Consider the following 15873-nt stretch of genomic DNA (forward strand, 5'->3'; position numbering starts at 1 on the left):
AAATGGAGGGAAGGGGCTCAGCGGCCGGTGAACACCGGCTTGCGCTTCTCGACGAAGGCGCGCATGCCTTCCTTGCGGTCCTCGCTGTCGATGATCATGGCGGCCGCGTAGCGCTCGTACTCGAGGCCCGAGTCGAGGTCGGTCTGCATGCCGCGGTTGATGGCGCGCTTGGCGAAGCGCACCGCCAGCGGCGGATGCTCGGCGATGCGCTGGGCCAGCTCGAGCGCGGCGGGCATCAGCTCGGCGGGCGGCAGCACGCGGCTCACGATGCCGTAGCGCAGCGCGGTGTCGGCGTCGACCAGGTCGGCCGTGAGGATCAGCTCCTTGGCGCGCGCCTCGCCGATCAGCCGCGGCAGCCGCTGGGTGCCGCCGGCCGCGGGGATCACGCCGAGCTTGATCTCGGGCAGGCCGAAGCGCGCGGCCTGCGAGGCCAGGCGTATGTCGGCGCACAGCGCGATCTCGAGCCCGCCGCCGAGCGCCACGCCGTTGATGGCGGCGATCACCGGCTTCTCGAACTCCTCGATGTCGCGGAACAGGTCGTGCGTGGCCTTCTGCGCCACGAAGTAGTCGGTGCCGAGGGTGGCGTTGCCGGCGCGCTCCTTGATGTCGGCACCGGCGCAGAAGGCGCGCTCGCCGCTGCCGGTGACGAGCACGGCGCGCACGCGCTCGTCGGCGCGCGCGTACTCGAAGAAGGCGCGCGCGAGGTCGGGCTTCATCGAGCCGCCGAGCGTGTTCATGCGATCGGGCCGGTTCAGCGTGACCACGGCGACGTTGCCGCGCACTTCGTACAGCAGGGTCTCGAGGGCGGGGGTGTCGGGATTCATGGGTTGGTGTTCCTTCCTGAGCGTTCGTTGTTCAAGCCCGCGCCGTGCCGCCGAGCACGTGCGCAATCGCCACCGACCCGAGGCCGATCATGTGGGCCATGCCCCAGCGCGCGGCCGGGTGCTGGCGGCCCTCGGCCTCGCCGCGGATCTGGCGCACGATCTCGGCGACCTGGCCGATGCCCGTGGGCCCGAGCGGATGGCCCATGCCGATCAGCCCGCCCGAGGCATTGATGGCGCAGCGCCCGCCGATGCGCGAGTCGCCGCGCTCGAGGTAGGCCGCGCCCTCGCCGGGCTGGCACACGCCCACGGCCTCGCTGTAGAGCAGTTCCTCGACCGAGAAGGCGTCGTGCAGCTCGAGCAGGTCGAGCTCGGTGGCGCCGATGCCGGCCTGCTCGAGCGCGGCGCGCGCGCTGTCGCGCACCAGCTCGACCGGGCCCTCGCCGTAACGCGTTTCGTCGCGCTCGCTGTTGGCGGCCGAGGCCTGCACGCGCACGCAGCGCTTCGGGTCGAGCCCGAGCCGCGCCAGCGCCTGGCCCGACACCAGCAGCACCGCGGCGGCGCCCTCGCCGCGCGGGCAGCACTGCTGCACCGTGAGATCGCCCGCCACCTTGGGCGAGGCCAGCACCTGCTCGAGCGTGCGCGGCTTGCGGAACTGCGCATAGGGGTTGAGCGCGGCGTTGCCGTGGTTCTTGACCGCCACCTTCGCCATCGATTCCATGCCGCCGCCGTGCTCGCGCAGGTAGCTGCGCGCCATCAGCGCGAACTTCACGGCCGGGATGGTGGCGGTGTCGCTGAGGCGCTCGAGCCCGTCCTTGTTGGCCGCGCGGCGGCCGTCGCCGTGCTTGTCCACGCCCATCGCGAGCACCACGTCGCTGATGCCGTGCGCCACTTCCATGCAGGCCTGGCGGAAGGCGAAGGAGCCCGAGGCCGAGGCGTTCTCGACCTGCGTCACCGCGAGCCCGGTCGAGCCCAGGTGGCGCAGCATCACGCGGCCCGCGGCCATGCCGATCGAGGTGGTGCCCACGTAGGCGGCCTGCACCTGTTTCCAGGCCAGGCCGGCGTCGGCCAGCGCGGCGCGCACGGCCGTGAGGCCCAGGTGGGTGTAGGGCGTGTCGCTCGGGAACTGGTAGGGATGCAGGCCGATGCCGACCACGTAGACGCCGCCGTGGCCGGCCAGCCAGTTGCTGCTGCTCATGCCGCATCCGCCGGCACGAAGTGGCAGCCGTAGTGCTCGCCCGAGGGCAGCGGCACCGCCACCGCGCGCAGCGCCATGCCCGGCGCGAGCAGGCTTTCGTCGGCCACGCCGATCACGCCTTCCTCCACCACCTGCTCGGCGATGCGGATGTCGCCCGCGATGCTGGGCGCGCTCAGGCCCGGCACCATCGGCACGTGCAGGGTCACGTACTCGAGCAGGGTGCCGCCGCCGGGCCGTGCCACCTGCGCCGAGGCATCGATGGCGTGGCCGCAGTGCATGCAGCCCGGCGCGTTGGCCGGAAAGCTCAGTTGCCGGCATTGCGGGCACTGGGCGAACAGGAAGTCGAGCGAGCGGCCGTCGGCCGCGAGCCGGTAGAGCGTGGGCCGCAGGGGCTGGAGCGTGGTCAGGTCTGGGGTCATGGAGGAGGGAATCGCGGAGGAAAGGAAGAGGCGTGGGGTCAGTCGATGCGGGCGCCCGATTGCTGCACCACCTCGCGCCAGCGCACCATCTCGGTCTTGACGAACTCGCCGAGCTTCGCGTCGCGCAGGTCCTTGAGCGGCACGCTGCCGAACTTCTCGGTGACCTGCAGCATCTCGGGATCGACGATGGCCAGCGCGATCGCGTCGCCTAGCTTCTTCACGACCTCGGGCGGCGTCTTCGCGGGCACGAAGACCGCGCTCCAGGCCGAGGACTCGGCGCGCGGGAAGCCGAGCTCGCCCACGGTGGGCACTTCGGGCATCACCGACAGCCGCGCGCGGCCGGTCATCGCGAGCGGCTTGAGCTTGCCGGCCTGCACGAAGGGCATGACCACCACCGGGTAGTCGAACATCAGGTCGAGGTTGCCCGCCATCAGGTCGGTCAGCGCCGGGCTGCTGCCCTTGTAGGGCACGTGGGTCATCTTGATGCCGGTGGCGACCTGGAACAGCTCGGCCGTCAGGTGCGTGCCGGTGCCCGGGCCGGCCGAGCCGAAGTTGAGCTTGCCGGGATTGGCCTTGGCGTAGGCGATCAGCTCGGGAACGGTCTTGAACGGCCGGTTCGGGTTGATCACCAGGATCAGCGGCGTCTCGGACATGGCATGCACCGGCACGAAGTCCTTCACCGGGTCGTAGCGGATGTTCTTGTAGAGCGCGAGGTTGGCCGCCTGCGTGCCCTGGGTGCCGTAGATCATGGTGTAGCCGTCTGGCGGCTGGCGCGAGGCCGCCTCCACGCCGATCGAACCGCCCGCGCCGGGCCGGTTGTCGACCACCACCGGCTGCCCCAGCTTGTCGCCCACGATCTTCGCGAGCACGCGCGAGGTGTTGTCGGTGATGCCGCCCGGCGTGAACGGCACCACGAAGGTGATGGGCTTGGCGGGCCAGGCCTCGCCGGCCGCCCGGGCGGGGCTGCCGATCAGGGCGGACACCGCCGCCAGCCCCACGAATGCTGTCTTCCAGAACTTCTGCATGCCTTGTCTCCGGGTTTGTTTTGGGTCTCGTTTGTCTACGAGTAATCGCAATATACTTCGACCATTCGTAGAAAAACAAGAGGAAATCCGACGATGCCGGAAAACCCGTATCGGAAGAAACTGCCCGTCACCAATGGAAGTTCTAGACCGTCCCTTCGTTAATATTCGTGGATCTCTACGAAATATCGGAGGAAATATGCCCACACTCGTCCCCGCCGCCGCCCGCACCATGGCGCTGCTCGAGCTGTTCGCGCGCGAAAAGCGCGAGCTCTCCAATTCCGACCTGGCGCGGCTCATGGACCTGCCCGAGAGCAGCTGCTCGGACCTGCTGCACACGCTGCACGAGCTCGGCTACCTGCTGCGCACCGCGCGCAGCCGGCGCTTCTATCCCACCGCCCGGCTGCTGGCCGTGGCCCGGGAGATCTCGGCCAGCGACCCGCTCTATGCCGTGGCCTCGGAAGCCGCCGAGCTGCTGCGCGACAAGACCGGCGAGACCGGGCTGGTCGGCCGCGTCGAGGGCGGCGTGGTCAAGGTGCTGGCCTTCTTCGAGGGCCGCCATCCGCTGCGCTACATGCAGAACCCCGGCGACAAGCTGAGCCTGCACGTCTCGGCGCTCGGCAAGGCGGCGCTGGCGCTGGGCACGCCCGAGGAGGCGGCGCGCCAGCTGCGCCTGAAGCCGCTGCGCCCGCTCGCCGAGGGAACCATCACCGACCTCGCCGCCCTCGAGGCGCAGGTGGCGCGCGCGCGCGAGCAGGGCTGGATCTGGGTCGAGAACGAAGGCGGCGACGGGCTCTCGGCCCTGGCCGTCGCCGGCTACGTGGGCGGGGAGCCGATCGCGCTCTCGGTCGCCGGCCCCACCGACCGCCTGCGCCAGCAGCGCGAACCTTTCCTGGCCGCCCTGCAGGAAGTGCAGGCGCTGGTCTTCCGTCCCCGCAACGCCCGGGAGCCCGGCGCCTCGTAGACCGAGGGCCGGGCGCCCGGCGTGCGTCCTCTTTCCATCCAACGCCACACAGGAGACATCTCGATGAATTTCACCCCCGACGCCGACCAGGAACTGCTGCGCGACAGCATCCGGCGCTTCATGAAGAGCGAGGTGGCGCCCCTGGTGGCGAAGCACGACGTGGAGAAGACCTTCCCGTTCGAGATCCTGAAGCAGCTCGCGCAGTTCGGCTACATCGGCGGCCGTCTGCCCGAATCGGAGGGCGGCATGGGCCTGGACCAGATGACCTGGGCCATGCTGATGGAAGAGGCGGGCCACACCTGGCTGTCGCTGCGCACCATGCTCAACATCACCAACGGGCCGATCCACAAGATCGCGAGCGAGGGCACGGCGGCGCAGAAGAAGCGGTTCCTCGAGCCGCTGCTGGCGAGCGAGCGCCGCGTCTTCACCGCCATCAGCGAGCCCGGCACCGGCTCGAACATCGCGCAGATCCAGACCCGCGCCGACCTGCAGGGCGACCATTACGTGCTCAACGGCCGCAAGCTCTGGATCACCAACGGCGCCTTCGCCGACTTCGGCATCGTGGTGGCGCGCACCTTCAGCCCCGACTGCCAGGGGCAGCTGTCGACCTTCCTGGTCGAGCGCGAGGTCTCGCCCTTCGAGGCGCGCCGCGTCGACACCATGGTGCTGCGCAGCACCGGCACCGCCGAGCTGAGCTTCGACAACGTGAAGGTGCCGCGCGAGAACCTGCTGGGCGAGGAGGGCAGCGCGCTCAAGCGCATGCTGGTGGGGCTGGACGGCGCGCGCGTGAACATCGCGATGGGCGCGGTCGGCGCCGCGCGCGCGGCGCTCGAGTTGTCGATCGACTATGCGCGCACGCGCACCCAGTTCGGCAAGCCGATCGGCAGCTTCCAGCTGGTGCAGAAGCTCATCGTCGACATGACGGTGCGCGTGGAGGCGGCGCGCGCGCTGGCGCTGCGCGCGGCCGCGGCGCTCGACGCCAACGCAGACGACGCGCGCATGGCCTGCTCGATCGCCAAGCTCTATGCCACCGAGGCCGCGCACGAGGTCGCGAGCATGGCGCTGCAGGTGCATGGCGGGCTCGGCTATTCCACCGACTATCCGATCGAGCGCATCTTCCGCGACACCCGCGGCGGCACCATTCCCGAGGGCACGACCGAGGTCCAGACGCTGATCGTCGGGCGCGAGATCCTCGGCATGTCGGCGATCGCCTGAGGGGAGCACCGCAATGCAAGGCACCCAGGACACGCGCCCGGTCGACATCGCGCGGCTGATCCGCCCGCGCTCCATCGCGCTGGTCGGCGCTTCCGAGCGCGAAGGCAGCATCGGCGAGCGCACGCTGACCAACCTGATCGAACACTCCGAATTCGACGGCGAGGTCTACCTCGTCAATCCCACCAAGGCCGAGCTTCGCGGCCGCCAATGCTGGCCCAGCGTGGCCGCGCTGCCTGCCACGCCCGACGTGGCCGTGGTCGCGGTGCCCGCGAGCGGCGTGCTGGCCGTGATCGAGGAATGCACGGCGCGCGGCGTGGGCTTCGCCGTGATCCTCAGTTCGGGCTTCGGCGAGGCCGGCGAGGAAGGCGAGCGCGAGCAGCAGCGCATGAAGGAGATCGCCGCGCGCGGCGGCCTGCGGCTGTACGGCCCCAACTGCCCGGGGCTGACCAACGTCAACCATCGGCTGGGCCTGACCTTCTCGCCCTCGTTCCCGCACGACCTCACGAAGGGCCCGATCGGCCTGGCCACGCAGGGCGGCGGCCTGGGCCGCAACGTGATGCAGGCGATGGAGCGTGGCATCGGCATCGGCCTGTGGGCCTCGACCGGCAACGAGGTCGACCTGCAGGTGGCCGACTTCATCCACTACATGGCCGACGCGCCCGACATCGAGGTGGTGGTCACGCTGCTGGAAGGCATCAAGGACGGCGCGAAGTTCGCGGCCGCGGTGCAGCGCTGCGCGGCGAACGGCAAGCCCGTGATCGGGCTCAAGGTGGGCCGCTCCGAATACGGGCGCAAGGCCGCGCAGTCGCACACCGCCTCGCTCACCGGATCGGCCGAGGTCAACAGCGCGGTGTTCCGCCAGTTCGGCGTGATCGAGGTCGACGACATCGACGAGCTGGTCGATACCGCCTGGCTGTTCGCGCGCGCCATGCCGGGGGCGCAGGAGGCGCTGGGCATCTACTGCTCCTCGGGCGGCACGGCCGCGCTGACCGCCGACGCGGTGGGCGCCGCCGGCCTCACGCTGGCCACCTTCGCGCCCGAGACCACCGCGGTGCTGCGCGCCAAGCTGCCCGACTACGCGGCCATCGGCAACCCGGTCGACACCACGGCGATGGTGCTCAGCGACAAGACCGTGGTCGAGACCACGCTGGGCTGCGTGGCGAACGATCCGCACACGGGCCTGACCATCGTGCCGATCGCGCTCGACTACGGCGAGACCACCACGCGCATGGCCGACAACATCATCAATGCGCAGAAGGACAGCGCCTCGCCGATCGTGCCGATCTGGATGAGCGACCGGCTCGGCGAGGGCTACCGCAAGCTGGTGGCGGCCGGCTTCGCGCCGCCGCGCTCGGTCAACAAGTCGATCGCGGCGATCGCGCGCTGGGTCGAGTACGGGCGCTGGAAGCGCGCGAATCCGTCGAACCCCGAGGCGCGACCGGTGCTGCCGACGCGCGCGCCCGAGGGCGAGTTCGCCACGCGCAGCCTGTCGGAGTCGCAGGCCAAGGCGCAGTTGAAGCAAGCCGGCATCGCGCTGCTGCCGCAAGGGCTCGCCAGCTCGGCCGAGCAGGCGTGCGCGCTGGCGGACGGCATGGGCTACCCGGTGGTCGCGAAGATCGCGAGCGCGCAGATCGTCCACAAATCCGACATCGGCGGCGTGAAGGTGGGCCTGCGGGACGCGGCCCAGGTGGCCGAAGCCTGGCGCGAGATCATGGCCGCGGCCGCGAAGCACCATCCCGAGGCCACGGTCGATGGCCTGCTGGTCGAGAAGATGGCGCCGCGCGGCGGCACCGAGCTCATGGTGGGCGTCACGCGCGACCCGGTGTTCGGCCATGTCATGACCTTCGGCCTCGGCGGCATCTACGTCGAGGTGCTGCGCGACGTGACGCGGCGCATGCTGCCCATAGGCCCGCGCGACGCGGCGGCGATGGTGCGCGAGATCCGCGGCTTCGCGCTGCTCGACGGCGCGCGCGGCCGGCCCAAGGCCGACCTCGCGGCGCTCGAGACGCTGCTGCTGCGCGTGTCGGAGTTCGTGGTGGCGAATGCCGATCGCATCGAGGAGATGGACCTCAATCCGGTCTGGGTGGGCGCGGTGGGCGAGGGCGCGCTGCCGCTCGACGCCGTGATCATCGAGCGCGTGCCGGCATGACGCACCCCGTCGCAACGCCGCCGCTGGCCGGCATCGTGGTGGTCGACTTCAGTGAGCTGCTGCCCGGTCCCTTCTTCACGCAGAACCTCGCCGAGCTCGGCGCGCGCGTGATCAAGATCGAGCGCCCGCCGCATGGCGACAACGTGCGGCGCATGGGCCCGGGCGTGTTCGAGGCCGTGAACCGCGGCAAGCAGAGCCTGCTGGTCGACCTCAAGGACGAGGCCCAGCGTGCCGAGGTGCGCGCGCTGATCGCCACGGCCGACGTGGTGGTGGAGTCGTACCGGCCCGGCGTGATGGCGCGGCTGGGGCTCGATGCAGACAGCCTGCGCGCGGAGTTTCCGCGGCTGGTCTACGTGTCGCTCAGCGGCTATGGCCAGCAGGGGCCGTGGGCCGACCTGCCGGGGCACGACATCAACTACCTCGGCGCGGCCGGCGTGCTCGCGGTCTCGGGCGTGCCCGGCGGCGGTCCGGCGCAGAGCTTCGGCCTGCCGGTGGCCGACCTCTGCGGCGCGATGTATGCGCTGTCGTCCACGCTGGCCGCGCTGCTGCAGCGCCAGCACACGGGCCAGGGCCAGCACCTCGACGTGGCGCTGGCCGACTGCGCGCTGCACTGGATGAATCCGCGCCTCGGCGCCTGGCGCTCGTCGGGCGATGCGGACCTGGCAGCGCAGCGCGAGGCCACGCTGGTGAAGGCGGCCTACGGCGCCTTCCTCTGCCGCGACGGCAGGCACCTGTCGGTGGCCGCGCTCGAGGACCACTTCTGGGCCCGCCTGTGCGAGGCACTCGATCTCTCGCCCTATGGCGACGCGGCCTTCCGCTCGCATGGCGCGCGCAAGAAGGTGGCGCCGGCCATCAATGCGCGACTGGCCGAGGCGCTGGCCGCGTTCGATGCCGACGACGCCTTCGCGCTGCTGCAGCGGCACGACGTGCCGGTGGCGCCGGTGGTGGAGCCGGCCGCGCTCGCGGCGCTGCCGCAGTTCGCACAGCGCGGCAAGTTCGAGAGCGATGCAGCGCTCTCGCTTGCGCGCTATCCGGTGCCGATGGCGGGCGTGGCGCCTGGCGGTCTCGGCGGCGCGCCGCGGCTCGACAGCGCGCGCGGCTGAGCGGCCATGACGGCACCGCTCTTTTGCACCCGCATCACCGAGCTGTTCGGGATCGACCATCCGATCCTCGGCGGCGGGCTGATGTGGCTCTCCGACGCGCGCTACGTGGCCGCGCTGGTCAATGCCGGCTGCATGGGCTTCGTCACGCCGCGCTCCTTCGCCGACGACACGGCCTTCGCGGCCGCGCTCGTGCAATGCCGCGAACTCACGCGCGGGCGTCCCTTCGGCGTGAACCTCACGCTCTCGAAGCGGCCCGAGGCCAACACGGCAGTGCGGCGCTGGATGGAGATCGCGCTCGCGCATGGCGTGCGCCACTTCGAGACCGCGGGCTATGCGCCCGGCGAGCTGATCGGCACCTTGCACGCGGCCGGCGCGGTGGTGATCCACAAGGCGCCGGGCCTGCGCCATGCGCTCGCGGCCGAGCGCGCGGGCGCCGATGCGGTGGCGCTGGTCGGCATGGAGGAGGGCGGCCATCCGGGCGCCAACGAGCTGCCGACCATGCTGCTGGGCGCGCTGGCGGCCGAGCAACTGCGCGTGCCCGTGGTGCTGGCCGGCGGCATCGGCCACGGGCGCCAGCTCGCGGCCGTGCTCGCGCAGGGGCTCGACGGCGTGCTGATCGGCAGCCGTTTCCTGGTGGCCGAGGAGATCGCCACCCATCCGGCCTACAAGCGCCACCTGCTCGACTGCGACGAGCAGTCCACCGTGCGGCTGCTGCACACGCTGGGCAACACCTGGCGCGTGCTGCGCAATGAGACCGCGCTTGAGGTCGAGGCGATCGAGCGCGCCGGCGCGGCCGACCACACCGCCTTCGGCGCGCTGATCGACGGCCGCCAGACGCGCGACCACTGCTATGCGCAGGGCGACTGGCAGCGCGGCATGGTGTCGCTCGGGCCGGCTATCGCCTTCGCGCGGCGCATCGAGCCGCTGGCGGCCATCGTGGCCGAGCTGCTGGCGCAGGCGCGGGCCTCGCTCGCGCGCCTGCCTTCCCTCGTGTCCCCCGCATCGGAGCCCGCATGACGCAGCGCCTGCCTTTCCTCGACCGCCTGGCGGTGCCCGCGATCGCCGCGCCGATGCTGCGGGTGTCGGGCATCGAGCTGGTGTCGGCCGCCTGCCGCGCCGGCGTGGTCGGTGCCTTTCCGACCGCCAATGCGGAATCGCTCGAGACCTTCGCGGGCTGGATGGCGCGGCTCAACGACGAGGCGGCCGCGGCGCGCGATGCCGGCACCGCGCATGCGCCCTGGTGCCCCAACCTCATCATGCGGCGCGACCCGGCACGCGTGCGCGCCGAGGTCGAGCTGATCGTGCGCCATCGCGCCGAACTCGTGATCACCAGCGTGGGCTCGCCCGCGGCGGTGATCCCCGCGCTGCACGACGGCGGCTGCCTGGTGCTGGCCGACGTGGCCTCGGTGCACCATGCCGAGCGCGCCATCGAGGCCGGCGCCGACGGCCTGGTGCTGCTGACCGCGGGCGCGGGCGGCCACACCGGCTGGGCCAATCCCTTCGCCTTCGTGCGCGCGGTGCGCGCCTTCTTCGACGGCCCGCTGGTGCTGGCCGGCGGCCTGCCCGACGGCGTGGCGCTGCGCGCGGCCACCGTGCTGGGCTGCGACCTGGGCTCGATGGGCACGCGCTTCATCGCCACCGAAGAGAGCCTGGCCTCGGTGCCCTACAAGAAGATGCTGGCCGCGAGCTCGCTCGACGACGTGATGACCACGCGCGCCTTCACCGGCCTGCCGGCCAACTTCCTGCGTCCCTCGGTGGTGAACGCCGGGCTCGATCCGGCGGCGCTCGACGAGACGGTGTCGGTGCAGGAGGCGCGCCAGCGCTTCGGCGGCGGCTCCGAAGGCGCCGTGATCCAGCGCTGGGCCGACCTGTGGAGCGCCGGGCATTCGGTCGGCGGCGTGGCCGGGCTGGCCACGGTCGAGCAGGTGGTGCGCGGGCTGCGCGCGGAATTCAGCGCCTAGGGTTTTCCCTGAAGGGTGCGTCCGAAACGCCGGACGGCCCGCGCGGGCCGCGTCCGGAAGCGCGGCGCGGGGTCTCGTTGGCCCCTGATTTTCTTCAATGAAATCAATGACTTGAGTCGGGTTCACGTGCCGTTTCGACTGGCATGTGCGTTGCTCTGTGTTCTGCACTGCCGGCGCCGCCTTTTCGGACGGCGCAGCCGGCGACAACGAGCCCAGGAGACAACCATGACCCTCAGCCGACCGGCCTTGCGGCCCCCTTCGCCAGCACGCCCCGCTCCGAGCGGCGGCGCGCCGGCGCGCTGACCCCGTCCGACCGCGCCCGTCGGGCGCACCCCTTTCCATCCCAGTGTTCAGCCCCGGCCGGCCCCCGGCCTCAAGGAGATTTCCCGTGGACCACGTATCCGCATCCGCCCCCAAGCCCTTCTACAGATCGCTGTACTTCCAGGTCATCACCGCCATCGTCATCGGCGTGCTGCTCGGCCACTTCTATCCCGACACCGGCGCCGCGATGAAGCCGCTGGGCGACGGCTTCATCAAGCTGATCAAGATGATCATCGCGCCGATCATCTTCTGCACGGTGGTGGTCGGCATCGCCGGCATGGAGGACATGAAGAAGGTCGGCAAGACCGGCGGCCTCGCGCTCTTGTACTTCGAGATCGTCAGCACCATCGCGCTGATCGTCGGCTTGGTCATCATCAACATCGTGCAGCCCGGCCACGGCATGAACGTGGACCCGAGCCAGCTCGACGCCAAGTCGATCGCGGCCTACACCGGCCCGGGCAAAATGGCCTCGACCACCGAGTTCCTGCTCAACGTGATCCCGACCACCGTGGTCGATGCCTTCGCCAAGGGCGAGATCCTGCAGGTGCTGCTTTTCGCCGTGATGTTCGGCTTCGCGCTGCACCGCTTCGGCGGCCGCGGCACGCTGGTGTTCGACTTCATCGAGAAGTTCTCGCACGTGCTGTTCACCATCGTCGGCTACATCATGAAGGTGGCCCCGATCGGTGCCTTCGGCGCGATGGCCTTCACCATCGGCAAGTACGGCGTGGGCTCGCTGGTGCAGCTCGGCGCGCTGATGGCGACCTTCTACGCCACCTGCCTGTTCTTCATCTTCGTGGTGCTCGGCGCGATCGCGCGCGCGCACGGCTTCAGCATCTGGAAGTTCATCAAGTACATCAAGGAAGAGCTGCTGATCGTGCTGGGCACCTCCTCGAGCGAGGCCGCGCTGCCGCGCATGATGGCCAAGATGGAGAACCTCGGCGCCAAGAAGTCGGTGGTCGGCCTGGTGATTCCCACCGGCTACTCGTTCAACCTCGACGGCACCTCGATCTACCTGACCATGGCCGCGGTGTTCATCGCCCAGGCCACCAACACGCCGATGTCGATCACCCAGCAGATCACGCTGCTGCTGGTGCTGCTGCTGACCTCGAAGGGCGCGGCCGGCGTGACCGGCAGCGGCTTCATCGTGCTGGCGGCCACGCTCTCGGCCGTGGGCCACGTGCCGGTGGCGGGCCTGGCGCTGATCCTGGGCATCGACCGCTTCATGTCGGAAGCGCGCGCGCTGACCAACCTGATCGGCAACGGCGTGGCCACCATGGTGGTCGCGAAGTGGACCGGCGACCTCGACACCGAGCGCCTGACCAGCCAGCTGAACCAGGGCAGCGGCGCCGAGGCCGACGAGCCCGAGCTGGTGCTCGACGCCAAGGAAGCGCACATGCCCGCGGGCAGCGGGCGCTGATCGGGGCCGGCGTTCGCGCCGGTCTTTCCTCGGACGCCCGCCTCGCGCGGGCGTCCTGCCTTGCGGCTTCGCAATCTGCATTAACCTGCGCCCCAGAATCGAACCGGAGCGGCGCGCCCTTCCATGGAGACTTCCACCGTGACCTTCCGTCCCCGCACCCGGCGCGCGGTGGTGCGCTGGTGCGCCGCGCTCGTGCTGGTGGCGCTGTCCGCCCTGGTCGGCCACCACCTCTCCATGCAGGCCGGCCTGGCGCGATTGCGCGAGGCCGCCGAGCACCGGCTCGACATGGTCGCCACCGGGCTCGACGCCGAGCTCACGCGCTTCGACTACCTGCCCGCGCTGCTCGAGATGACGCCGGTGGTGCCCGCGCTGCTGAACGCGCCGGCCGACGCCTCGCTGCGCGACGCCGCCAACCGCTACCTCGCGGGCGTGAACGCCACCGCGCGCGCCGAGATGCTCTACGTGCTCGATGCCGGCGGCACCTCGCTCGCGGCCTCCGACTGGGACCGGCCCGGCACCACGCTGGGCCAGCACTACGAGTTCCGGCCCTACATGATCGATGCGCTGGCCCAGGGGCGCGGGCGCTTCTACGGCGTGGGCATCACGAGCCGCCGGCCCGGCTACTACCTCTCGTACGCGCTGCGCCGCGAGCGCTCCGTGCCCGGCGTGGTCACGGTGAAGATCAACCTCGAGGACAACGAGGCCGCGTGGCGCAAGCTGCCGGGCGACGTGGTGGTGGTCGACCAGCGCGGCGTGGTGATCCTCGCCACGCGCGACGACCTCAAGTTCCGGCCGCTGCTGCCGCTCGACGCGCTGCAGCGCGCCGAGGTGCTGCGCTCGCGGCCCTATGGCGAGGCCGCGCTCGCGCCGCTGCGCTGGCAGCGGCTGGAGGCGCTGGCGCCGGGCGTGCAGCTGATCCGCGTGGAGGGCGCCGACCGGCTCGTCGCCAGCCGCACCCTGCGCAACGCGCCGTGGCAGTTGCTCACGCTCGACGACATGGCGCCGCTGCGCGTGGCCGCGCGCAATGCCGCGATGACCGCCGCGCTCGGCATGGTCGCGCTGCTGCTGCTGGGCGTGACCCTGTGGCAGCGCCGCCGCGCCGAGCGCCAGAAGCTCGCCAACCAGGCCGCGCTGCAGGCCGCGCACGACGGCCTCGAGTCGATGGTGGCGGCGCGCACCGCGCAGCTGCGCGCCGCGCAGGACGAACTGGTGCAGGCCGGCAAGATGGCCGCGCTGGGCCAGATGTCGGCCGGCCTCGCGCACGAACTCAACCAGCCGCTGACCGCGATGCGCACGCTGTCGGAGAGCGCGGCCATCCTGCTCGACCACGAGCGCCACGACGAGGTGCGCGGCAACCTCAAGCGCATCCGCGACATGGTCGACCGGCTCGCGCGGCTGACCGCGCAGCTCAAGACCTTCTCGCACAAGAACCAGCTCGGGCCCTCGCCCGTGGCGCTGGCCGCCGCGATCGACGATGCGCGCGTGATCGTCGCCGGCGCTGAGCAGAAGCACGGCGTGCAGGTCGAGGTCGACATCGAGCCGCCGCAGCTCGCCGTGATGGCCGACGAGGCCGCGCTCGGCAGCGTGCTGGTGAACCTGATGCGCAACGCGATCGAGGCCATGGAGCACATGCCGCAGCGCGTGCTGCGCCTGCAGGGGCGGCTCAGCGAGGACGGCCGCGCGGTGCTGACGGTGAGCGACACCGGGCCCGGCATCCGCGACGACGTGGTGCCGAAGCTGTTCGAGCCCTTCGTCACCACCAAGCCCGCGGGTTCGGGGCTGGGGCTCGGCCTCGTGCTGTGCGCGCAACTCGTGCGCGCCATGAACGGCGGCCTGCGGGCGGACAACCGGGAGGGCGGCGGGGCATACTTCGTCGTCGACCTGCCGGCCGCCAGCCCCCACGCCCACCCATGACACCACCGCCCGCCAACGAAGCCTCCGCCATCCGCGTGCTGCTCGTCGAAGACGACGACGACGTGCGCCTGAGCACCGCGCAGATGCTGGGCCTGGCGGGCTTCGAGGTCGAGGCCTTCGCGAGCGTGGAGCGGGTGCGGCCGCACATCGCCTTCGGCGTGCCCGCGGTGGTGGTGTGCGACGTGCGGCTGCCGCGCATGAGCGGCACCGAGTGGCTGGTGGAGGTGCGCGGCATCGATCCCGAGCTGCCGGTGATCCTGGTCACGGGCCATGGCCACATCGCGATGGCGGTGGCGGCGATGCGCGACGGCGCCTACGACTTCATCGAGAAGCCCTTCACCACCGAGCGGCTGGTGGCCATCGTGCGGCATGCGATCGAGCGGCGGCAGCTGGCGCTGCAGGTGCGCAGCCTGCGCGAGGCGCTCGACAACTGGAACGGCATCCAGTCGGTGCTGATCGGCCGCTCGGCCCAGATGCAGCGGGTGCGGCGCAACGTGATGACCCTGGCCGGCACCTCGGCCGACGTGCTGATCTACGGCGAGACCGGCACCGGCAAGGAGATGGTGGCGCGCTGCCTGCACGACCACAGCGAACGGCGGCGCGAGCACTTCGTGCCGCTGAACTGCGGCGGCCTGCCCGAGGCGCTGGCCGAGAGCGAACTGTTCGGCCACGAGGCCGGCGCCTTCACCAGCGCCAACCGCACGCGCGTGGGCAAGTTCGAATACGCGAGCGGCGGCACCCTGTTCCTCGACGAGATCGAGAGCATGCCGATGGCGGTGCAGATCAAGCTGCTGCGCGCGCTGCAGGAGCGCAGCATCGAGCGCATCGGCTCGAACAAGCCGATCCCCTTCGATTGCCGCGTGGTGGCCGCGAGCAAGGAGGACCTGAAGGCGCTGAGCGACCGGCAGAAATTCCGCGCCGACCTCTACTACCGCATCGGCGTGGCGTTCATCGAGCTGCCGCCGCTGCGTGAGCGGCGCGAGGACATCCCGCTCTTGTTCGAGCATTTCACGCTGCAGGCCGCGAAGAAATACGACCGGCCCGCGCCGGTGCCCAGCCATGCCCAGCTCGCCGACCTGATGGCCTATGCCTGGCCCGGCAACGTGCGCGAGCTGCGCAACGTGGCCGACCGCTTCGTGCTGGGCCTGCTCGGCGAGCGGCTCACGCTGCTGCGCGCGAGCGACGAGGAGGTGCTGCCGCAGGCCCTGCCGCAGCAGGTGGAGGCCTTCGAGCGCGCCGTCATCGTCGAGGCGCTGCGCCAGCACCAGGGCGACCAGCCGGCCACCGCGGGCGCGCTGGGCATCGCGCGCCAGACCCTGTTCGACAAGCTGCGCAAGCTCGGCATCGCGGCCGAGGAATTCAAGTAGTC

Annotated in this window: 13 protein-coding genes; 9 read left to right on the forward strand and 4 right to left on the reverse strand. The window is 71.2% G+C overall.

From position 1 onward, the window contains the following. Window positions 1–17: 17 nt before the first annotated feature. The 4 genes from ACEN9J_RS27805 to ACEN9J_RS27820 are packed head-to-tail and all read right to left on the reverse strand — an operon-like array spanning window position 18 to window position 3463. Window positions 18–824 carry an enoyl-CoA hydratase/isomerase family protein gene (locus tag ACEN9J_RS27805; protein WP_413762607.1) on the reverse strand — a complete coding sequence of 269 codons (807 nt, stop codon included), beginning with the start codon at window positions 822–824 and terminating at the stop codon, window positions 18–20. A 31-nt stretch (window positions 825–855) separates the two neighbouring features. Then, window positions 856–2019 carry a thiolase family protein gene (locus ACEN9J_RS27810; RefSeq protein WP_413762608.1) on the reverse strand — a complete coding sequence of 388 codons (1164 nt, stop codon included), beginning with the start codon at window positions 2017–2019 and terminating at the stop codon, window positions 856–858. Next, window positions 2016–2438 (reverse strand): Zn-ribbon domain-containing OB-fold protein, encoded by a 423-nt coding sequence (locus ACEN9J_RS27815; RefSeq protein WP_261210773.1) that lies wholly within the window; start codon window positions 2436–2438, stop codon window positions 2016–2018. The genes ACEN9J_RS27810 and ACEN9J_RS27815 overlap by 4 nt, the downstream gene beginning before the upstream one ends. 38 nt (window positions 2439–2476) lie before the next feature. After that, the gene (locus ACEN9J_RS27820) at window positions 2477–3463 is read right to left on the reverse strand and encodes a Bug family tripartite tricarboxylate transporter substrate binding protein (RefSeq protein ID WP_413762609.1); all 987 of its coding nucleotides are present in this window, start codon (window positions 3461–3463) and stop codon (window positions 2477–2479) included. A gap of 196 nt (window positions 3464–3659) precedes the next feature. Between ACEN9J_RS27820 and ACEN9J_RS27825 the strand changes: the two genes are divergently transcribed. The 9 genes from ACEN9J_RS27825 to ACEN9J_RS27865 all read left to right on the forward strand — a co-directional run bounded on the left by ACEN9J_RS27825 (window position 3660) and on the right by ACEN9J_RS27865 (window position 15871). Beyond that, a complete protein-coding gene (locus ACEN9J_RS27825; protein WP_261210774.1) occupies window positions 3660–4424 on the forward strand; it encodes an IclR family transcriptional regulator in 765 nt (254 codons plus the stop codon). 63 nt (window positions 4425–4487) lie between these two features. Continuing rightward, the gene (locus ACEN9J_RS27830; protein WP_057591539.1) at window positions 4488–5639 is read left to right on the forward strand and encodes an acyl-CoA dehydrogenase family protein; all 1152 of its coding nucleotides are present in this window, start codon (window positions 4488–4490) and stop codon (window positions 5637–5639) included. A gap of 13 nt (window positions 5640–5652) precedes the next feature. Next, window positions 5653–7788: an acetate--CoA ligase family protein gene (locus ACEN9J_RS27835; protein ID WP_413762610.1), complete on the forward strand. Its 2136-nt coding sequence runs from the start codon at window positions 5653–5655 to the stop codon at window positions 7786–7788. After that, window positions 7785–8891 carry a CaiB/BaiF CoA transferase family protein gene (locus tag ACEN9J_RS27840; RefSeq protein ID WP_413762611.1) on the forward strand — a complete coding sequence of 369 codons (1107 nt, stop codon included), beginning with the start codon at window positions 7785–7787 and terminating at the stop codon, window positions 8889–8891. The genes ACEN9J_RS27835 and ACEN9J_RS27840 overlap by 4 nt, the downstream gene beginning before the upstream one ends. A gap of 6 nt (window positions 8892–8897) precedes the next feature. Beyond that, window positions 8898–9908 carry an NAD(P)H-dependent flavin oxidoreductase gene (locus ACEN9J_RS27845; protein WP_413762612.1) on the forward strand — a complete coding sequence of 337 codons (1011 nt, stop codon included), beginning with the start codon at window positions 8898–8900 and terminating at the stop codon, window positions 9906–9908. Further along, window positions 9905–10852: an NAD(P)H-dependent flavin oxidoreductase gene (locus tag ACEN9J_RS27850; RefSeq protein ID WP_413762613.1), complete on the forward strand. Its 948-nt coding sequence runs from the start codon at window positions 9905–9907 to the stop codon at window positions 10850–10852. The genes ACEN9J_RS27845 and ACEN9J_RS27850 overlap by 4 nt, the downstream gene beginning before the upstream one ends. Window positions 10853–11240: 388 nt before the next feature. After that, window positions 11241–12590, forward strand: a complete 1350-nt coding sequence (locus ACEN9J_RS27855; RefSeq protein WP_057591534.1) for a dicarboxylate/amino acid:cation symporter — start codon at window positions 11241–11243, stop codon at window positions 12588–12590. Between the two features lie 138 nt (window positions 12591–12728). Then, window positions 12729–14504, forward strand: coding sequence for a sensor histidine kinase (locus ACEN9J_RS27860; protein WP_261210779.1), 1776 nt, complete (start codon window positions 12729–12731; stop codon window positions 14502–14504). Next, entirely contained in the window at window positions 14501–15871 is a 1371-nt protein-coding gene (locus ACEN9J_RS27865; protein WP_209544087.1) for a sigma-54-dependent transcriptional regulator, read from the forward strand. The genes ACEN9J_RS27860 and ACEN9J_RS27865 overlap by 4 nt, the downstream gene beginning before the upstream one ends. The last annotated feature ends 2 nt before the right edge of the window (window positions 15872–15873 follow it).

It is taken from the genome of Variovorax sp. Varisp41 (assembly GCF_047325085.1).
Lineage (GTDB): Bacteria > Pseudomonadota > Gammaproteobacteria > Burkholderiales > Burkholderiaceae_C > Variovorax.